The sequence below is a fragment of the Streptomyces sp. MST-110588 genome (assembly GCF_022695595.1).
In the GTDB taxonomy this organism is placed as follows: Bacteria; Actinomycetota; Actinomycetes; order Streptomycetales; family Streptomycetaceae; genus Streptomyces.
Map to the genome: position 1 here is coordinate 4,741,454 of NZ_CP074380.1, position 18,942 is coordinate 4,760,395.

At 73.1% G+C, this 18,942-nt stretch carries 15 protein-coding genes; 6 read left to right on the top strand and 9 right to left on the bottom strand.

All coding sequences use genetic code 11. The features are described from left to right. Positions 1-169 precede the first annotated feature (169 nt). The 3 genes from KGS77_RS20830 to KGS77_RS20840 all read right to left on the bottom strand — a co-directional run bounded on the left by KGS77_RS20830 (position 170) and on the right by KGS77_RS20840 (position 2,927). The gene (locus KGS77_RS20830) at positions 170-685 is read right to left on the bottom strand and encodes a pyridoxamine 5'-phosphate oxidase family protein (protein ID WP_347404514.1); all 516 of its coding nucleotides are present in this window, start codon (positions 683-685) and stop codon (positions 170-172) included. 378 nt (positions 686-1,063) lie between these two features. Then, entirely contained in the window at positions 1,064-1,594 is a 531-nt protein-coding gene (locus KGS77_RS20835) for a M23 family metallopeptidase (RefSeq protein ID WP_242584071.1), read from the bottom strand. Between the two features lie 250 nt (positions 1,595-1,844). Continuing rightward, positions 1,845-2,927: a LacI family DNA-binding transcriptional regulator gene (locus KGS77_RS20840; RefSeq protein ID WP_242587591.1), complete on the bottom strand. Its 1,083-nt coding sequence runs from the start codon at positions 2,925-2,927 to the stop codon at positions 1,845-1,847. Positions 2,928-3,636: 709 nt separating this feature from the next. On the opposite strand from KGS77_RS20840, the gene KGS77_RS20845 reads away from it, so the two are divergent. The 6 genes from KGS77_RS20845 (at position 3,637) to KGS77_RS20870 (ending at position 13,842) form a co-directional block, all read left to right on the top strand. After that, the gene (locus tag KGS77_RS20845) at positions 3,637-4,983 is read left to right on the top strand and encodes a sugar ABC transporter substrate-binding protein (RefSeq protein ID WP_242584074.1); all 1,347 of its coding nucleotides are present in this window, start codon (positions 3,637-3,639) and stop codon (positions 4,981-4,983) included. Between the two features lie 191 nt (positions 4,984-5,174). After that, positions 5,175-6,068, top strand: coding sequence for a sugar ABC transporter permease (locus KGS77_RS20850; RefSeq protein WP_242587592.1), 894 nt, complete (start codon positions 5,175-5,177; stop codon positions 6,066-6,068). Continuing rightward, positions 6,065-6,967 (top strand): carbohydrate ABC transporter permease, encoded by a 903-nt coding sequence (locus KGS77_RS20855; RefSeq protein ID WP_242584076.1) that lies wholly within the window; start codon positions 6,065-6,067, stop codon positions 6,965-6,967. The genes KGS77_RS20850 and KGS77_RS20855 overlap by 4 nt, the downstream gene beginning before the upstream one ends. Before the next feature lie 119 nt (positions 6,968-7,086). Continuing rightward, the gene (locus KGS77_RS20860; protein WP_242587593.1) at positions 7,087-8,355 is read left to right on the top strand and encodes a glycosyl hydrolase; all 1,269 of its coding nucleotides are present in this window, start codon (positions 7,087-7,089) and stop codon (positions 8,353-8,355) included. A 194-nt stretch (positions 8,356-8,549) separates the two neighbouring features. Continuing rightward, the gene (locus tag KGS77_RS20865; RefSeq protein ID WP_242587594.1) at positions 8,550-10,622 is read left to right on the top strand and encodes an endo-beta-N-acetylglucosaminidase; all 2,073 of its coding nucleotides are present in this window, start codon (positions 8,550-8,552) and stop codon (positions 10,620-10,622) included. 121 nt (positions 10,623-10,743) lie between these two features. Then, complete coding sequence (locus KGS77_RS20870; protein ID WP_242584087.1) at positions 10,744-13,842, top strand: glycoside hydrolase family 38 C-terminal domain-containing protein; 3,099 nt, start codon at positions 10,744-10,746, stop codon at positions 13,840-13,842. Between the two features lie 166 nt (positions 13,843-14,008). On the opposite strand, the gene KGS77_RS20875 is transcribed toward KGS77_RS20870, so the two are convergent. From KGS77_RS20875 to KGS77_RS20900, 6 genes are all read right to left on the bottom strand, one after another. Beyond that, the gene (locus tag KGS77_RS20875) at positions 14,009-15,178 is read right to left on the bottom strand and encodes an NYN domain-containing protein (RefSeq protein ID WP_242584089.1); all 1,170 of its coding nucleotides are present in this window, start codon (positions 15,176-15,178) and stop codon (positions 14,009-14,011) included. 236 nt (positions 15,179-15,414) lie between these two features. Then, positions 15,415-15,804 carry a hypothetical protein gene (locus KGS77_RS20880; protein ID WP_242584091.1) on the bottom strand — a complete coding sequence of 130 codons (390 nt, stop codon included), beginning with the start codon at positions 15,802-15,804 and terminating at the stop codon, positions 15,415-15,417. 157 nt (positions 15,805-15,961) lie between these two features. Then, the gene (locus KGS77_RS20885; protein WP_242584094.1) at positions 15,962-17,224 is read right to left on the bottom strand and encodes a glycosyltransferase; all 1,263 of its coding nucleotides are present in this window, start codon (positions 17,222-17,224) and stop codon (positions 15,962-15,964) included. Then, the gene (locus KGS77_RS20890; RefSeq protein ID WP_242584096.1) at positions 17,221-18,132 is read right to left on the bottom strand and encodes a MerR family transcriptional regulator; all 912 of its coding nucleotides are present in this window, start codon (positions 18,130-18,132) and stop codon (positions 17,221-17,223) included. Before KGS77_RS20890 ends, KGS77_RS20885 begins: the two co-directional genes overlap by 4 nt. Before the next feature lie 202 nt (positions 18,133-18,334). Next, on the bottom strand, positions 18,335-18,730 hold the full coding sequence (locus KGS77_RS20895) for a GntR family transcriptional regulator (RefSeq protein ID WP_242584108.1): 396 nt from the start codon (positions 18,728-18,730) through the stop codon (positions 18,335-18,337). Next, the gene (locus tag KGS77_RS20900) at positions 18,724-18,906 is read right to left on the bottom strand and encodes a hypothetical protein (protein WP_242584111.1); all 183 of its coding nucleotides are present in this window, start codon (positions 18,904-18,906) and stop codon (positions 18,724-18,726) included. Before KGS77_RS20900 ends, KGS77_RS20895 begins: the two co-directional genes overlap by 7 nt. Positions 18,907-18,942 lie beyond the last annotated feature (36 nt).

An 18,942-nucleotide genomic window follows, 5' to 3' on the forward strand; every position in this document is an offset into this window, starting at 1 on the left:
GGGCACGCGGGGCGCGTGCAGCACGCGGGTTATGCGCGGTATGGAGAACATATAGGGCATATAGAACATAGGGGGCACGAAAGGTGCGCGGGGCGCAAGGGGCGCGCGAGACGCGGAGCGCATTTGGCGTACGGGGGAGGCCGGCGGCAGTGGCGGGAGCCGGCCGCGCTCAGACCAGTGCCGCGGCGAAGGAGGCGAAGTCGGCGGACCGCCAGCGCTCCGGGCGCATCCGGAAGGTGACGTCCTGGACGAGCTGGTCGGCGGTGCCCTGGAGGTAGGCACGGGCCTCGTCCTCCGGGAGGTAGCGCAGGGCCAGCGCCGTGCGCTCCGCCGGGTCGGCCGGGTCGGTCTCCTGGACGACGGGTCCCTCGACGCTGACGTACCGGTAGGGCGCACGCTCGTCCTGTACGCAGAGGCTGAAGCGGCCCGCCTGCCGGATGAGCCGGGCCTTGATGCTCTCCCGCGCCGTCTGGACGACCACCTCGCCGCCCGGCTCGTAGCGGTACCAGATCGGGACCAGCAGCGGGGACCGGGGCGGGGAAGGGGGCGCGGACGCGGGGGTGGACTCGGGGGCGGACGCGGGCGCGGACGGAGAGGCGCCGCGGGTGTCCGGTACCCCGAGCACTCCTACATGGAGGCCGGCGAGGAACCGCTCGCGCTCGTCACTGGGCATGGTGGGCAGCACCCGTACCTCCTGGGCAGTTCCGGTCGTGGTCCGTGCGGACGCCGAGGGCGCAGGCGTCCGTGGCGCCGACGCTCCACCTCTTTGCCCTGCTCGTCGGCGGCACCAACCTGCTGTCGGGTGCCGTCACACGAGGGAAGTAACGGAGTAACGCTTCTTCCGTCTGATCGCCGTAACGCGCCGGGGCGCGCGCCGGTCCTCGCATGGGTCTGTACGCCGGTCCGCACGCCGATACGCACGCCGGTTCGTATGCCCTTTCGCGCGCCGGTTCTCGCGCCGATGGTGCGCACCGGCACGCGCGCCGGGGTGCAAGCCGGGGTGCGGGCTCTTGTGCGCCCCTCTGTACGGCCTTCGCGCGGGCCGCCGCGCCGGTCCGTGGAGTCACCGTCGGACGCCTCGGGCCACGGCTCGTACGCCGTGGCGGGCGAGGTAGGCCAGGGGGTCGGTGTCCGAGCCGTAGCCGCGCCGGGTACGTACCTCGAAGTGCAGGTGGGGGCCGGTGGCGCGGCCGGTGGAGCCGCTGTAGCCGACGCGGGTGCCGGCCCGTACCCGGCGTCCGACGCGTACCGAGATACGGGAGAGGTGCCCGAAGAGCGTGTAGTGGCCGTCCGTCATATGGATGGTCACCGCCTTTCCGTACGCGCCGTGGCGCTTGGCGAGGACGACCGTTCCCGGGCCCACGGAGGCGACCGCGGTGCCGGCGGGAACGGCGAAGTCGACGCCGGTGTGGTGCCCCGCCTTCCAGTGGCCGCGCACGCCGTACGGCTCGGAGATCCGCGGCCGGCCGGACAGCGGACGGACCCACGCCCCGGCCGCGGCGGCGTCGGTGGTGTGCGGCGCCGTCAGGGCGAGCAGGGTGCTGATGACCGCCGGAGTTATGCCGTACAGGAGCAGACTGCGGTGGGTGGTCATATCTGCGAGGACACGCCTTACGGCGGACGGACGCATCCGGAGGCGGCGGTGCGGGCCGCCGAACGGGTGAGGAGAGCGGCGGACGGGCGGGTGACAGGGTCGCTGTGGAGGGTTCGCGGTGGGGGAGGATGAGCGGTTCGCTGTGGAGGGTTCGCGGTGGGGGAGGATGAGCGGTTCGCTGTGGAGGGTTCGCGGTGGAGGGGAAGGGGAGCGGCTCGCGGTCGACGGGCGGTACCGCTGCCGGCATCCGTCAGGCGTCGCGGCCGTCGGCGGCGAAGGAGGTGCTCTCCCGGATCTCCAGGCGGGGGAGTTCGGCCTGTACGTGGCGGACCGGTCCGCCGTCGAGCAGGGCCAGCAGCTCCCGCGCGGCCAGCCGGCCGAAGCCGGCGGTGTCCCGTACCAGGGAGGTCAGACGCGGATGGGTGACCCGGCACAGCGCTGAGTCGTCCCACGCCACGACGGACAGCGCGGCCGGGACGGGTACGCCGAGCCCGGCGGCGACGAAGGCGCCGGCCACCGCCATGACGTCGTTGTCGTAGACGATCGCGGTGGGGGGCCGGGGCGAGCCCAGGAGGCGGCGGGTGGCCTCGGCGCCCTCGGTGTCGGAGTAGTCGGTGGGAACGGAGAAGACCTGGCCGGGGTCCAGGCCGAGCCGCCGTGCCTCGGCCCGCAGGGCACCGACGCGACGCGCGGTGTGGGCCAGGCCGGGCAGCCCCGCGACGTGGGTGATGCGGCGGTGTCCCAGGCCGTACAGGTGGTCGACGACCGAGCGCATCGCGGCGGCGTCGTCGGCCCGGACGGTGGACAGGGGCGGGGGTAGCGGGGCGGGTGCGCCGGGCGCGCCGGACGGCGTACGGAAACCACCGGAACCCCCGGGCCCGTCCTCCAGGCCGCCGATGAAGACGGCGGGCAGGCCCAGCGCGCCCAGCAGGCCGGGGCGCGGGTCGGCGACTCGGGGGTCGACGACCAGGACGCCGTCCACCCTGCGCTCGGCCCACCACCGCCGGTACGTCGCGCACTCGGCGTCCAGGTCCGCCACCACCTGGAAGAGCAGCGCCACCCGCCGGGCGCCGAGCGCCTCTTGGATGCCGGAGACCAACTGGAGGAAGAAGGACTCGACGCCCAGGGTGTGCGCGGGGCGCGCGAGGACCAGCCCCACGCAGCCGGTGGGTTCGCCGGACAGCGCGCGGGCGGCGCTGTTGGCCTGCCAGCCCAGTTCCTCGGCGACCCTGCGGACACGGGCGCGGGTGCCGGAGGAGACGCCGGCCCGGCCGTTGAGGGCGAAGGAGACGGCGGTGGGGGAGACCCCGGCGCGTACGGCGATGTCCTTCATCGTGGGGCGGCGGGCGGGTGCCGGACGGCGGACGGCGGCGGAGGCACCGCCGGAGACACCGCCGGAGACACCGCCGGGGCCGCCACCAGGGCCGTCACCAGTGCGTGCACCAGGACCGTCACCGGTGCCGGCACCGGACCCGGCTTCGGAGGCGTCCGCGGCGGGCTTCCCCGGGGTTTCGCTGCCGTTTCCCATGCCGGTTCCCCTGTCTGGCCGTTCTTCCCGCCCGAGGCGCCGCCCGCGACCCCGCCGTACCAGGACCCCGTACCCGGACCCGTACTCATAGCCGCAGCCGCGCCGGGAAATGCCGGGACGGGCCGGAGTGAACCGCATCAGTGACGGTAAACCGCATTAGTGACCACGTCCTAAAGCGCTTCAGCGCCCCAACTCCCGGCAGCGGCCCGCCAAAAGTCCAACGTCGCACGGATCGCCGTCCGCGGGAACGGCCCGGCCGCCCGTTATGAAAACGACACCCTTCCGGGCGGACGCCGGGCTTTACCGCATCAGTCCAGCTCATGCGAGTGACACGGCGGTACGGACAGGCCGTCGGCGCCTTCCGCGGGCGGGGCGCGAACGCGCCGGAGCGCAATTCCTCCGTTACGGCGCATTGACGGGAGCGGACCCGGCCGACAACGCTGTCATCGCTGTCCGGCGGCGCGTCCGGCCGGGCGTGCCGTGCCGGGCACGGATTCCTCAAGGAGGAGCGAGCATGACGCGCACGCACAGGTTCCGGCTCCGCCTCGCCACCGCGGTGGCGGGTCTGCTCCTACCGTCCGCCGCCGCGTGCGGCCTGAGCGGTGACGGCTCGTCCGCCGCCGAGGACGGACAGCCGGAGCGGACCGGAAAGATCTCCGGCGACATCACCTTCCGCACCCTCCAGCTCAAGCCGACGTTCTCCTCGTACGTGCAGGGCGTCATCGGTGCGTTCGAGCGGAAGTACCCGGACGTACGGGTGAAGTGGGAGGACGTGCCGGGCGAGGGCTACAACGAGAAGCTGGTCGCCGACGCCCAGGCGGGCGCGCTGCCCGACGTCGTCAACCTCAACACCGACTCCTTCCAACTCCTGGGCGACCGCGGCATGCTGGCCGACGTCGCGCGCCTGGACCCCGGGGTCTCCAAGGAGTACGTGCCCGGCGCCTGGGAGCAGTACAAGCTGCCCGGCAAGGGCGACGGCGTGTACGCCTACCCCTGGTACGTCACCCCCGAGATCCTCACGTACAACAAGAAGCTCTTCGAGAAGGCCGGCCTGGACACCGGCCGGCCGCCGACGACCGTCGAGCAGTTCTTCGACCACGCCGAGCGGATCGCCGAGCGGTCCGGCGGCGCGTACTTCGCCTTCATGGCCGACCCCAAGGGCCGGCTCCCTGGCGACTGGCAGAAGATGGGCGTCCCCCTCCTCAACGGCAAGCGGGACGCGTTCACCTTCGACACGCCCAAGGCCGTCGAGTGGGTCCAGCGGATGAAGAAGCTGTACGACAAGGGCGCGATGCCCAAGGAGTCGCTGACCAAGTCGGACGACCTCGCCCAGCTCTACGGCGCGGGCAAGCTGGTCTTCGGGCCCGGTTCCCCCGGCTTCATCAAGGACATCAAGCGCAACTCCCCGCAGGCGTACGCGCAGACGCAGGTCGCCCGGGCCGTCACCGGTACGCTCAAGCACATCGGGATCTACACCCAGTCGCTGGGCGTCCGCAAGGACACCAAGCACCCGGACGCGGCGGCCGAGTTCGCCAAGTGGGTCACCAACGGCCCCAACCAGGTCGCGTTCTCCAAGCAGGTGACGATCTACCCGTCCAACGCCAAGGGACTGGCCGACCCGTACTTCTCCGGCCGGGGCGACGGCAAGGACCCCGAGACCGTGGCACGGGCCGTGGGCGCCGATCAGCTCAAGGAGGCCGATCTCGACGCCAACACGCCCGTGGAGTGGACCAACCAGGTCGGTGACGCGGTGGTCCGCGAGATGCAGAAGGCCATCAAGGGCGAGCAGGACGCCGCCACGGCGGTGCACAACGCCCAGGAAGCGGCCAACGGGATCCTCGCCCGGCAGAAGAAGCGCTGATGGGGCCGGCGTCCGCGCCCGCGTCGGCGGCCGGTAGGGGCCCGGACCCGGGCCCGGGGTCCGGCGAACGGTCCGGCGGCCCCGTACGCACCAGGCCCGCACCCCGCCGTGACCGGCTCCGCGACCGCCGCCGGGACCGGCTCCGCGACCGCCGCCGTGACCGCCGCCACGAGCAGGCCCGCCGCGCGGCGATGGAGACGGAGACCGGCCTGGTGCACCGCCGCTGGTGGTCCCCGTACCTGTTCCTGCTGCCCGGCCTGGTCATGGTGGCGCTCTTCAGCCTCTGGCCGTTCGTCAACACCGTCGTCCTCTCCCTGACCGACGCCCAGATCCTCAAGGGCGGCACCTTCGTCGGCCTGGACAACTACGGCCGGGCGCTGGCCGACCCCGACTTCTGGACGGCGACGACCAACAGCGTCCTGTACCTGGTCGTGGTCGTGCCGTGCCTGGTCCTGCTGCCGCTGGCGCTGGCCGTCCTGGTACAGAAGAAGATCCCCGGCATCGGCTTCTTCCGCTCCGCCTTCTACACCCCCGTCATCGCCTCGGCGGTCGTCGTCGGCCTGATGTGGCAGTGGGTGCTGCGCAGCGACGGGCTGGTCAACACCGTCTTCCAGAAGCTGGGAGTGATCGCCGGGCCGATTCCCTTCCTCACCGATTCCACCATGCTCCTGGTGTCCGCGATGATCGTGACGATCTGGAAGGGCCTGGGCTACTACATGGTCTTCTACCTCGCGGCCCTGGGGAACGTACCGGTCTCCTTGTACGAGGCCGCGGCGCTGGACGGCGCCGGGCCGCTGCGCCGCTTCCTCAGCGTCACCGTGCCGTGCGTGAAACCGATGATGCTGCTGGTCGGCACGCTCTCGGCGATCTCCGCGCTGCGGGTGTTCACCGAGGTCTACATCCTCGGCGGGGAGAGCGGCGGGCCCGGTGGCGGCGCCCGTACGCTGCCGTTCCTGGTCCGTCAGGTGGGCCTGGGCTTCGCCGGCGAGACCGGGTACGCGGCTGCCGTCTCCATCCTGCTGTTCCTCCTGACGCTGGGCTTCAGCCTGCTGGGGCGCAAGCTGTCCAAGGGGGACGAGGGATGAGCGCCCTGCTGTCCCCCGGCCGCTCGCGGCGGGCGCCGGCCGGTCCGCACGGTGGCCCTGCCGTCGCGGGACGGCGCCGGGGCCGCGCCCTCGCCGGGCTCACCGGCCGCTATCTGACGCTGTGCCTGATGCTGGTGGTGATGCTGGGACCGATCGTCTGGCAATTCCTGACCTCCCTCAAGGGCCGCGAGGAGAACGTGTACGGGGGCGTGCTGCCCGGCAGCCCGACCCTGGACAACTACGCGCGGGTCGCCGAGTCCTTCCCGCTCCTGCCGTACGTGGGCAACACACTGACCGTCGCCGCCCTGGCCGTCACCTCCAACTGCCTGTTCGCGGCGATGGGCGGCTACGCCCTGTCGCGGGCGGGCTGGCGGGGACGCAGGACGGTCTTCACCGTGCTCGTCGCCACGCTGATGTTCCCCTTCGAGTCCGTGATGATCTCGATGTTCCTCACGGTCCGCTCCATGGGCTTGGTGGACACCCTCATCGGCGTCTGGCTGCCCGGCGCGGTCTCCGTACTCAACCTCATGATCATGCGGGCGGCGTTCCTGGCCGTGCCCAAGGAGATCGAGGAGGCCGCCGTCCTGGACGGCGCGAACGAGTGGCAGCGCTTCACCAGGGTGTTCCTGCCCGCGGCCAAAGGCGCACTGGCGGTGGTGTGCATCACCAGCTTCATGGGCGCCTGGGACGACTTCCTGTGGCCGCTGATCGTCCTGACCGACCCCGAGCACTACACGCTTCAGCTCGGCCTCAAATCCCTGGCAGGCGCCACCACCGTCAACGACCAGCGCCTGATCGCCGCCGGGGCGATGGCCGCGCTGCTCCCGATGATGGCGCTCTTCTTCGCCCTCCAGCGGTACTTCTTCAAGGGCGTGGGGGAGGGGGCGGTCAAGATATGACGGGCTCTGAAGACAGGGGCGGTGAGGTGACGGTTCCCGAGGGGCGGCCCGGCCGGCCGGCGCCCCCGGCCGGCCGGCCGTTCGTCCCTCCCCGCGTCCACCCGCCCGCGGCGCCGCGCATGGGCGCCAACTACACGCCCGGACGCGGCTGGTTCCACCACTGGCTCGACTTCGACCCCGACGACGTACACCGGGACTTCGACGCGCTGGCCGGGCTCGGCCTGGACCACGTACGGGTCTTCGCGCTCTGGCCGGTCTTCCAGCCCAACCGCGCCCTGGTCCGCCCCCGCGCCCTCGACCAGCTCGGGCAGCTCGTGGACGCCGCCGCCGGACACGGCCTGGACGTCGCCGTGGACGCCCTCCAGGGCCATCTGTCCAGCTTCGACTTCATGCCGTCCTGGCTACGGAGCTGGCACCGCCGCAACATGTTCACCGACCCCGAAGCCATCGACGGCGAGGTCCGCTACCTGGAGGCGCTGGCCCGTACGCTCGCCGGACGGCCCAACTTCCTGGGCCTGAGCCTGGGCAACGAGGTCAACCAGTTCTCCGGCCCGCCGCACCCCGACCCCGACACCTGTACGCGGGAGGAGGCCGGGGCCTGGCTGGAACGCCTGCTGGCGGTGTGCGAGCGGGCCGCGCCCGGCAAGCTGCACACCCACTGCGAGTACGACGCGGTGTGGTTCCAGGACGGCCACCCCTTCACCCCCGCCCACGCCGCCCGCCTCGGTGCCGTCACCGCCGTCCACTCCTGGGTCTTCAACGGCACCGCGCAGCACCACGGCCCCGGCGGCACCGCCACGGTCCGGCACGCCGAGTACCTCATCGAACTGTCCAAGGCGTGGGCGCGCGACCCGCGACGGCCGGTGTGGCTCCAGGAGGTCGGCGCGCCGGCCCCGCTCGTCCCCGCCAGGCAGGCCGCCGCTTTCACCGAGGCCACCCTGACCAATGCGCTGACCTGCGAGGACCTTTACGGCATCACCTGGTGGTGCTCGCACGACGTCTCACGGGAGCTGGCCGACTTCCCGGAACTGGAGTACGGGCTCGGGCTGCTGACCTGCGAAGGGGACGTCAAGCCGGCCGGGCGGGCGGTGGCCGGGACGGCCGCCCGGCTGCGCGCCGACCCGCCGCGCCCGGTGCTCCGCAGGACCGCGCTGGTGCTGGATGCGGGAGAGGCCGAGGGCGCGGGAGGGGGCGGGGAAGCGGGAGGGGGCGACGCGGCGCCGGGCCGCTCGGTGTGCGCGCCGGGCGGCACGTTCTTCGAGGCGTGGGCCCGGCTGGCGGACCAGGGGGTGCGGGCCGCGGTGGTGCTGGCGGGGCGGGCGCGGGACGCGGGGCACCTCGCCGCGCGGGGCATCACGGAAGTGGTGCGTCCGGAGGATGTCGGCTGAGCACCGAGGCCGGCCGAGCACCGGGGGCGGCCGAGCACGCGAGTACGTACGACGGGCACGACACCGAGGACGAAAACCGAGGACGAAACCAGGAGCGAGCAGTGGCCGACAGACGGTTGCCCGACCCGGGCACCAGCACCCGCACGCCTTCACCCGCACCCCGTACGGTCCCCGCGGTCTCCCGCCGTGCCGTGATGGCGGGTGCCGTCGCCACGGCGACCGTACTGCCCCTCGCGGGACCAGCGGCCCCGGCTCCGGTCCCGGCACGGGGCCCGGCCCCCGCCGCCCCCGCCGCGTCCCTCCAGCCGTACGCCTCGTACTGGTTCCCCGACAGCTTCCCCGAGGGGCGGCAGCCCGACCCGGGAGCCGTCTGGCGCAGCCTGAAGACCTGGCGCCCGCAGGACGACCCCGACCTGCCGTACAACACCGCGACCGTGCCGCTCGCCGAACGCTTCACTCCGGTCCCCGCCACCCCCACCGCCCGCCGTGACCAGGCGCGCGTCACAGCGCTGGTCTCCTTCGCGGGTACCGCGGCCAACCCCTCCCAGGGCGTGCCCTCGGCCGACTACTACGCCCTGACCCACTGGGCTTTCCTGGAGGAGCTGGTCTTCTGGGGCGGCTCCTCGGGAGAGGGCGTCATCCTCGCCCCCAACGCCCCCGTCGTGGACGCCGCGCACCGCAACGGCGTCCGTGTGCTGGGCACGGTCTTCCTCCCGCCGGCCGCCTTCGGCGGCGACCTGAAGTGGACCCGTGAACTGGTCCAGCGCGACTCCCTGGGCCGCTTCCCGCTCGCCGGCAAGCTGGTCCAGGTTGCCCGTACGTACGGGTTCGACGGCTGGTTCCTCAACGCGGAGACCGACGGCGGCGACGCCCAACTGGCGCGCGACGTCGCCGACTTCCTCCAGGCGCTGCGGGCCGCCGCGCCCGAACTGCGGATCACCTGGTACGACGCGCTGAACGCGGACGGCCGGGTCGGCTGGCAGGGCGCCCTGAACGACCGGAACGCGATGTTCCTCCAGCGCGGCGCGGGGAAGGTATCCGACACGATGTTCGTGGACTTCCGCTGGAGCGCCGCCCGGCTCGCGTCCTCGGCCGCCCACGCCCGGCGGCTGGGGCGTTCCCCGTACGAGCTGTGGGCCGGGGTGGACGTGGAGGCGAACGGCTGGGGGACCGGCGTCGACTGGGAGGCGATCGTGCCCGGGGGCCGTGACCACGTGGTGTCCTACGGGTTCTACCGGCCGGAGTGGACCCGCCGGGCGGGCGAGGCGCCCGGCCGCTTCCACGACCGGGACGACCGGTTCTGGTGCGGCCAGAACACCGACCCGTCCGCACCGGCCGGCCCGGGTGCCTGGCAGCCGCCCGCCCGGCACGTCGCCGACCGCTCCACGGTCACGGCCGTGCCCTTCGCCTGCTCCTTCAGCACCGGGCACGGCACCGACTGGTACGAGAACGGGGTGCGGACCGGCGAGGGCGGGTGGAGCCACCTTGCGCTCCAGGACCGGCTGCCGGGCCGCCGCTGGTCCGTCCGTACGCGCGGGGCGCGCCCGCAGGTGGCGCTGGACTTCGACGCGGCCTGGCGCGGCGGCAGCAGCCTGCTGGTCGAGGGCGACCTGTCCGACGGGCCGGTGACGCTGGAACTGTTCCGTACGCGGCTGCCGCTGCGCGAGGGGACCGTACTGGAACTCGTGCACCGGACCGAGGCGGGCTCCGCGCCCGTCACCGTCACCGCCGCCGTGGCCCACCACGAGCCGAAGGCCGCCGGGACCCCGCCCGACATGCGGTTCCTGCCCGTCAAAGCCGTACGGACCGTGGCCGGCTGGACGACCTCGGCCGTACGGATCGGGGGCGGCGCGGCACGTACCGCCTGCGTGCTCGGGGTGCGGCTGGAAGCGCCGGAGGGCGGTGGCGGGGCCCGCTGGCGGCTCGGCGCGCTGGCGGTACACGACGGCGCGCCCGGAAAGGCGACCCCCGCGCCACCGCGCGGCCTGACGGTCGCGGCCCGGCGGGACACCGGCCGGGACACGGCCGAACTGCGGCTGACCTGGCGGGCGGCGGCCCGCCGCACGGGCCCCGTACCCCGGCACTACGAAGTCCACCAGCTCCTGCCGGACGGCGCGCGCCGCTTCCTCGGCGGGACCTGCGGCACCGCGCTGTACATACCCGCGGTGCGCCGGACGGCGGGGGAGCGGGCCACCCGCCTGGAGGTGCGGGCCGTCGGCGAGCTGTACACCTCTTCAGCCCCGGTGCCGGCCGTGGTGAGCTGGTAGTTCCCGGCCCCCGGACCGCGACCGTCACCGCCCCGACTCCTGCACTCCTGCCCTGCACCCCCACATCCCTGCCCTGCACCACCGCCCCCGTGCCCCGCACCCACCGGAACCGGAGCCCGTCATGCACGACGACCGCAGCATCGTCGAACACCGCCTTCTCCGCGTCCTGAAGGACCGGATCAAACCCGCCGTCCGCAGCCGTTCCGTGCCGCTGACCGTCGAGCGCTGGGAGGCGCCCGGCGAACCCGTACCGGTCGCCGAGGGGCTGGCCGCCGCCTACGAGCCCGCCAAGACGGGCGAGAGCTGGGGCCCCGCCTGGGGCACCACCTGGTTCAAGGTCACCGGCCGCGTCCCCGAGGAGTGGGCCGGGCGCACCGTCGAAGCCGTCCTGGACCTCGGCTTCGACCGCATGACGCCGGGCTTCCAGTGCGAGGGGCTGGTCCACCGCCCCGACGGCCACGCCGTGAAGGGCCTCAACCCGTACAACGACTGGGTCCGGTTGGGCGATCCGGCGGCCGGCGGCGAGGAGGTGGAGCTGTACGTCGAGGCGGCCTCCAACCCGGTCCTGGCCGACCAGACCCCCACGTACGAAGGCGACCGGCTCACCGCGAGCCACCGGCCGCTGTACCGCCTGGAGCGGATGGACCTGGTGGTCTTCGAGACGGAGGTGTGGGAGCTGGTTCAGGACCTGGAAGTGCTGTACGGGCTGATGAGGGAGCTCTCGGAGACCGACGCGCGCCGGTACGGGATCCTGCGCGCCGTCGAACAGGCCCTGGACGCCCTGGACCTGGCCGATGTACCCGCCTCGGCCGGCCGGGCCCGCGCGCGGCTGGCGGACGTCCGGTCCGCCCCGGCCCACGCCTCCGCCCACCGCCTGAGCGCCGTCGGCCACGCCCACATCGACTCGGCCTGGCTGTGGCCGCTGCGCGAGACGGTGCGCAAGGTGGCCCGTACGTGCTCCAACGTCACCGCCCTGATGGACGACCACCCCGAGTTCGTCTTCGCGATGTCGCAGGCGCAGCAGCTCGCCTGGATCAAGGAGCACCGGCCCGAGGTCTTCGCCCGGGTGAAGGAGAAGATCGCCGCCGGGCAGTTCGTGCCGGTCGGCGGGATGTGGGTGGAGTCCGACACCAACATGGTCGGCGGGGAGGCGATGGCCCGGCAGTTCCTCTACGGGAAGAAGTTCTTCCTGGAGGAGTTCGGGATCGAGACGCGGGAGGTCTGGCTGCCGGACTCCTTCGGCTACACCGCCGCCATGCCGCAGCTCGTCAAGCTCTCCGGCTCACGGTGGTTCCTGACCCAGAAGATCTCCTGGAGCCAGACCAACGCCTTCCCCCACCACACCTTCTGGTGGGAGGGCATCGACGGCACCCGCGTCTTCACCCACTTCCCGCCCGTGGACACCTACAACTCCGACCTGGGCGGCGGGCAACTGGCGCATGCCGCCCGCAACTACCGCGAGAAGGGGCGCGGTTCGCGCTCGCTGGTGCCCTTCGGGTGGGGTGACGGCGGGGGCGGGCCCACCCGCGAGATGCTCGCCCGCGCGGCACGGCTGCACGACCTGGAAGGCTCCCCGCGCGTGACGGTCGAACGCCCCTCGGCGTTCTTCGAGAAGGCACACGCCGAATACCCGGACGCGCCCGTATGGGCGGGCGAACTGTACCTGGAGCTGCACCGCGGTACGTACACCTCGCAGGCCAGGACCAAGCAGGGCAACCGGCACAGCGAGTCGCTGCTGCGCGAGGCCGAGCTGTGGGCCGCCACCGCCGCCGTACGCGTGCCGGGCCACACCTATCCGTACGAGGACCTGGAGCGCCTGTGGAAGACGGTGCTGCTGCACCAGTTCCACGACATCCTGCCCGGCTCGTCCATCGCCTGGGTGCACCGCGAGGCCCGCGAGACCTACGCGCGGGTGCGGGCGGAGCTGACGGCCGTGGTGGAGGCCGCACAGCGGGCACTGGCGGGGGAAGGGAGAGAGCGGATCGTCTTCAACGCCGCTCCGCACGCGCGGCACGGGGTACCGGCGGGCGGCGCGGCGGTGGTGACCGGCCAGGCCGGCGAGCCGGACGCGGATGTCGCGCCCGTCACCCTGGAGGAGCGCCCGGAGGGCGGCTTCACGCTGGCCAACGGCCTGCTGCGGATCGAGGTCGACGGGCGCGGCCTGGTGGTCTCCGCGTACGACATCCAGGCGCGCCGAGAGGCCGTCGCCCCCGGGCTGGCCGCCAACCTCCTCCAGATCCACCCGGACTTCCCCAACATGTGGGACGCCTGGGACCTGGACGCGTTCTACCGCCACCAGGTCACCGATCTGACCGGGGTGGAGGAGCTGACCGCGCGGGGACCCGGGACCGGGCCGGACGAGGAGGACCGGGCGGCGCGCGTCAGGGTCGTACGGGCCTTCGGGTCCTCCCGCGTCACGCAGGTGCTGACGCTGCGGGCCGGAGCCAAGGTCCTGGACATCGACACCGAGGTGGACTGGCACGAGACCGAGACCATCCTCAAGGCCGCCTTCCCGCTGGACGTCAAGGCCGAACGGTCCGCCTCCGAGACCCAGTTCGGGCACGTCTTCCGTGCCACGCACACCAACACCTCCTGGGAGGCCGCCAAGTTCGAGATCTGCGCGCACCGCTGGATCCACGTCGAGGAACCCGGCTGGGGCGCCGCCATCGTCAACGACTCCACGTACGGGCACGACGTCACCCGCGACATCCGCGCGGACGGCGGCCAGACCACGACCGTACGGCTCTCGCTGCTGCGCGCCCCGCGCTACCCGGACCCGGAGACCGACCAGGGGCGGCACCGGCTGCGGTACGCGCTGGCGCCCGGCGCGGGCGTGACCGACGCGGTCCGCGAGGGGCACTGGATCAACCTGCCGGAGCGCACGGTCGAGGGCGCGGACCCGGTGGCCCCGCTGGTCTCGGTGGACAACGACGCGGTGGTCGTGGCGGCCGTCAAGCTCGCCGAGGACCGGGGCGGCGATGTGGTCGTGCGCCTCTACGAGTCGGCGGGCGGGCGCGCACAGGCCGTACTTAAGACCTCGTTCCCGCTGGCGGGGGCGGTGGAGACGGATCTGCTGGAGCGGCCGTACGGGGGCGGGACGGGGGAGGCGGGTGCCGCGAGGTATGAGGCACCGAGCGGTCCGTCCGGTGGCGGCCGGGTGCTGCTGGCCCTGCGGCCGTTCCAGATCGTGACCGTACGGCTGTCGCGGGCGGACGGCTGACGGAGGCGGACGGCTGACGGAGGCGACGGGAAACCCCCTGAGCCACGGAAGCCACAGAGACGCGGCAAACGGGAAAGAAACAGATACGGGGTACGGCGGCGGCCCGCATCCGGCCCGCCGCCGTACCCCGTACCCCGTACCCCCTACCCCGTACCGGCGCCCGCGCTCAGCCCAGCCGGCAGTGCGCGCACTGACCGCGCCGGCGGAGGTAGTACGCCAGCGTCGCCGCGCCCAGGGCCACGCCCCACAGCGCCCAGAAGATGCCAGGACCGTTGGCGCCCCACATCTCGGCCGTCACGTGCCGGATGTTCATCAGGCCGCCCGGCACCAGCACCAGCGCCACGACCGTGGCCGGGACGATCGCCGTGGCCGGCCGCACCGGCTTGCCCGCCTTCCACCACACCCAGCGCGGCCACACCTCGCCCCACCGGCTGATCAGCCCGTGGGTGAGCAGACCGCCCGCCGTCGAGGCGAGCGCCAGGCCCAGCGCGATCTCCATCATCCCGGGCGTGCTCTGCATGTCCTTCAGGAACTCCTCCGTGATGCCCAGGGGCCAGTCGAAGTACCAGGCGAGCCGGGTCAGGTCGTAGGGGATCGACGCCGCGGCGGCCGTCCAGACCGCCCAGCGTCCCCAGCGCCGCGTGGCCTCCGGCGTGGTCCAGCGCGCCGCCGGGGTGTGCCGGTTCCGGCCGCAGTGGACGCACGACCCGGCGGTGCGCCGCTGGTAGGCCAGGGTCGCCAGGGCCCACAGCAGTCCGCCGACGAAGATGATGACGAGGTTGCCCCGGTGCCAGTAGAGGACGTCACCCACCCCGTCCTGCGGACCCGGTACGCCGGTGAACGCGAACACCACGAGCAGCGGCGAGAAGACCAGCAGGCCCAGCAGCGAGTAGTCGGGGACGACCAGGGCCAGGAACACGGCGGTCCCCCAGCCGTAACCCAGCAGCCAGGCACGGGCCCGGCCCTGCACCCGGCCACGGGCCATCAGCAGCCCGGCGACCACGCCGAGCGCACCCAGCGCGGCGATGAAGGGACCCACCACCTCCGCCCGGCTCGGTTCGAGCAGCGAGGCCGAGGCACGCTCGGGCCGGGTGGCCGCGAACGGATAACCGGCGCCGCCCGCCGCCCAGTACGCTCCGGCGACCCCGTACAGCAGGGACCACAGGGCCGCCAGATAACCGGCCCAGTCCGGCCACAGCGACCACCACCGCGTACGGGTCGCGGAGGTGTGGGCGTCGGCATGGGCATGGGCGCGAGCATGGGCGTCGGTACGCGTGCCGACATCGCCACAAGGAACGTCTGGAAGTGGTTCGGCGCCCGCTGTCCGCCCGGCCATGGTCGTAGTCCTTTCTCACCGCCCGGCGGCCCTCCCGCCGGTGCGCCTCCAGCTTTCCGCCGGACGCGGACCGGCAACATCTGCCGATCAGCGGAGACCACCGGCCCCGCGGGCGCGCGGGTATGCCGTTCGGCAGAGAAGACCGGGCGCACCCTCCCGTTCGGGTGGTTCAAGGGCCTGCCGGGCTTCCGGACCGGGCCGAGCTTCTGTCGGGCCCGTAGGTCGGCGGCCGGGTGTCAGGGGGCGTCGTACTCGGCGATCTCCAGCCTGACTCCGGCCGCTTCCACGTCCGCCACCACCTGTGGCCAGCATTTCCACGTGGCGCGCATCCGGTCGCGGATGGCCCGGCCCGGGATGACCAGTACGGGGATCTGCTCCTTGGTCAGGAAGGCCGCCAGGTTGTGCGAGGGTTCGAGGATGGACCAGATCTCGTAGCCCGCGCGTTGATAGCCGTGCTTGTCAACCCAGTGCTGGAAGAGATCGAGTTGCCCGTCCCAGTCCTTCTCGGGGTCGGTGTAGATGGGAAGTCCGGTGTCCGTGTCGTCGATCTCGCGGGCTCCGAACAACCAGCCCCATGCACGGATGGGGGTATGCTGTAAAGCCGCAGGGGCTTGGGACTCGGCCATGGGAGGACGCTAGCCGTTCGCCCGGCCCGTCGTGTACCGGACGCGGATGGTGATCACCGGTTTGGGTGCGGCGTGGTCCGGGTTGCGTCGTACGGGTCCGTACGGGTCCGTGCGGCCGGCCGGAGCGCGGTCGTGCCGCACCTGTTGTGCCGTGGGTTCAGGCGATCCGTTCGACCGCCTTGAGCACCTCACTCGCCCCGTCCTCCGCCGCCATGCGTCGGGCGGCGGCCGAGGCGCGCCGGCGGTAGGACGCCTCCTGTACCGCTTCGGTGATGGCGGTGGCCAGGCGGGCCTCGGCGTGGTCGTCGGACAGGGAGGAGAAGGGGATCGGGGTGGTGGCGGCGCCCAGTGCGGCCAGGCGGGCGGCCCAGAAGGGCTGATCGGCGGTGACCGGTACGGGGACCGTGGGGACGCCGGCACGCAGGCCCGCCGCGGCCGTACCCGCTCCGCAGTGGTGCACCACGGCGGCCGTGTGCGGGAAGAGCAGGGCGTGCGGGACCTCGCCCACCGTCAGTACGTCGTCCGTGGCGCCTTCCGGTCCGGTCAGCCCCGCCCAGCCGGACTGCAGGACGCCGCGCGCCTTCGCCCGGCGCAGCGCACGTACGGCCAGCTCTCCCAGCCGCTCGCCTTCGCCGGACGCCATGCTGCCGAAGCCGATGAAGACCGGGGGCGGGCCGGAGGCGAGGAAGTCCGCCAGGGCGGGCGGGAGTTGGGCTTCGGGCGGCACGTAGGGCCACCAGTTGCCGACGACTTCCAGGCCGGGCCGCCAGTCCGCGGGGCGCGGCAGGAGGACCTGGCTGAAACCGTGCAGGACCGGCCGGCCCGCCTTCTCCTCGCGGGTGCGCAGGGCTGTCGCGGAGGCGGGCGGCAGGCCCAGTTCCGTACGCAGTTCCCGTACGGCACCCGCGTACAGCCGGTCGACGACCCGCAGGGAGAGGCGGCCCGCGGCGCGATTTCCCCAGCGGCCGAGCGAGCGGGTGCCGCCGACCACCGGCGGGAAGTCCCCGGTGGGGTGCGTGGGCTGGAGGTGGAGGCTCAGGGAGGGGGTGCCCGTCGCCTCGCCGGCCTGCCGGCCGAGGGGACCGGTCGTGGGGGTGAGCAGCAGCAGGTCGGCGCCGGGAGCGGTGGCCTCGGCGACGCCCTTGCCCAGTTCCCGGACGAAGGCGGCGGCTCGGCGCATCAGCTCCCGCTTGCCGCCGGAGGCCGGTTCCTGGCCCGGGCCCCGGCCCGGCTGCCCCGAGTCGGCACGCGGGTCGGCCGGCAGCCGGCGGAACTCCAGGCCGGCCGTCTTCACCAGAGAAGCGTAGGAGTCGTGGGTGGCCAGAGCGACCTGGTGACCGGCTTCCTGGAGACGGGCCCCGAGGCCGGTGAACGGCGCGACATCGCCGTACGAACCGGCCGCCGCTATGACGATCTTCATGAGCTCTTCGCCTCCGGGGTGGGCTCCGCCGCCGGGACGGCGGTGAGCGTCGAACCTGCGCCAGGGTCTGTGTTCGTAGCTGTGTCTGTGTCTGCGTCCGTGTCCGTACTTGCGCCTGCGCCGGTGTTCGTCCGGGGCGCCGCCCGCCGTACGGCGTTGGCGTGCACCGCCGTACACAGGTAGGAGGCGAGCCCGGGCCGCTGCTCGGAAGGCGGTACGACCAGGGCGAACGCGCGCGGGTCGGTGACGAAGTCAGCGGCGATCCGGCAGTGCATGTCGGGCGGGCAGGGGGTGAACCAGCGGGTGATGTGCTGCCGGTGCTCCTCCGCCAGCTCCATGGCCCGCTCGCCGTCGGCCGGCTCGCCGGCGTCGAAGGCGCCGGTCACCCGGTGGCGCCACCCGGCCGCCTCGGCCATGATCCGCGCCCAGTCCTCCTTGGTGTGCGCCGCGGCGCGTGCCATCGAGCGCTGGTGGCCCTCGCTGTGCTGCCATTTCAGGTGGGCGTCGGTGGCGTAACTGAGGTCGAAGGTGACCTCGCCGAACACCTCGAACCGCTCCTCGGGGGTCAGTTCCACCCCCGTACGCTGCACCTCCATCGCCCGCTCGGCGACGGCCACCAGCCGCTGGAGCTTGCCGATCTGCTCGTTGAGGAGCCGGTGTCTGGCCCGTAGCTGATCCAGGGCGTTGGACTGCGGGTCCTCAAGGATGGCCGCGATCTCCTCCAGGGAGAAGCCCAGCTCGCGGTAGAAGAGGATCTGCTGGAGCCGGGCGAGGTCGGCGTCGCTGTAGAGGCGGTAGCCGGCGGGGCTGCGGGCGCTGGGGGAGAGCAGGCCGGTCTTGTCGTAGTGGTGCAGGGTACGCACCGTGATCCCCGCGAAGCCGGAGACCTGCCCGACCGAGTACTCCATGGAACCGCCTTCCGCCGCCGTGGGCCGGGGCCGGGCGTCGGAGGGTGTGCCGGACGGTGTTCCGCCGGTCCGCGACGCGCCGGTCCGTATCGGCCCGGTCCGTTCGAGGACAGCGTGCGGCCTGACGTCACGTGAGGGTCAACCGGGGCGGTGGGGCGGCCCAGTGCCGGTGGGGGCGGTCCGGTGCCGGTGGGGCCGGCGCTCAGCCCGCCGGGTACCGGTCCTCCAGCACCGAGTTCAGCAGCGCCCGTACGTCCTCCCGGTCCAGGCCCTCCGCCCGGGCCCGGTCCATCCACTTGCGCAGTTCCTCCCGCAGCAGGGAGTCCGCCGCGGACTGCGGCCGGGCGAGCGAGCGGCTGACGAACGTGCCCAGGCCCGGCCGGGGCTCGACCAGGCCCTCGCGCTCCAGTTCCCGGTACGCCTTCAGAGTCGTGTTCGGGTTGACCTTCGTCGTGGCGGCCACCTGCGCCGCCGTGGGCAGCCGGTCCCCCTCCACAAGGATGCCCAGCCGCAGCGCCTGCTGGACCTGCTGGACGATCTGCAGATAGGTGGCGACGCCGCTGCGCCGGTCGATGCGGAACTCGACCATGCTCACCACCCCTCCACCGTTGTCGCCGTCGCTGTCGCCGCCGCGCCCGCCGGCCGGCCGCTGCCTGTCGGCTCGATGATCCGGCCCCGCGTACGGGGTGTCAAAGCACCCATGACACCCACGACGCCCATGACACCCACGACGCCCATGACAGCCATGACGGCCGTGTCCCACACGGCCCCCACGACACCCGAGCTCCCCGACCCCCTCATGACGCCGCC

Bases quoted from the DNA above. Each gene is read 5' to 3' on its own strand.
- KGS77_RS20865 (WP_242587594.1), top strand. From the start codon at position 8,550: ATGGCGGGTGCCGTCGCCACGGCGACCGTACTGCCCCTCGCGGGACCA.
- KGS77_RS20870 (WP_242584087.1), top strand. From the start codon at position 10,744: ATGCACGACGACCGCAGCATCGTCGAACACCGCCTTCTCCGCGTCCTG.
- KGS77_RS20890 (WP_242584096.1), bottom strand. From the start codon at position 18,132: ATGGAGTACTCGGTCGGGCAGGTCTCCGGCTTCGCGGGGATCACGGTG.
- KGS77_RS20840 (WP_242587591.1), bottom strand. From the start codon at position 2,927: ATGAAGGACATCGCCGTACGCGCCGGGGTCTCCCCCACCGCCGTCTCC.
- KGS77_RS20850 (WP_242587592.1), top strand. From the start codon at position 5,175: ATGGAGACGGAGACCGGCCTGGTGCACCGCCGCTGGTGGTCCCCGTAC.
- KGS77_RS20845 (WP_242584074.1), top strand. From the start codon at position 3,637: ATGACGCGCACGCACAGGTTCCGGCTCCGCCTCGCCACCGCGGTGGCG.
- KGS77_RS20855 (WP_242584076.1), top strand. From the start codon at position 6,065: ATGAGCGCCCTGCTGTCCCCCGGCCGCTCGCGGCGGGCGCCGGCCGGT.
- KGS77_RS20875 (WP_242584089.1), bottom strand. From the start codon at position 15,178: ATGGCCGGGCGGACAGCGGGCGCCGAACCACTTCCAGACGTTCCTTGT.
- KGS77_RS20860 (WP_242587593.1), top strand. From the start codon at position 7,087: ATGGGCGCCAACTACACGCCCGGACGCGGCTGGTTCCACCACTGGCTC.
- KGS77_RS20880 (WP_242584091.1), bottom strand. From the start codon at position 15,804: ATGGCCGAGTCCCAAGCCCCTGCGGCTTTACAGCATACCCCCATCCGT.
- KGS77_RS20885 (WP_242584094.1), bottom strand. From the start codon at position 17,224: ATGAAGATCGTCATAGCGGCGGCCGGTTCGTACGGCGATGTCGCGCCG.
- KGS77_RS20835 (WP_242584071.1), bottom strand. From the start codon at position 1,594: ATGACCACCCACCGCAGTCTGCTCCTGTACGGCATAACTCCGGCGGTC.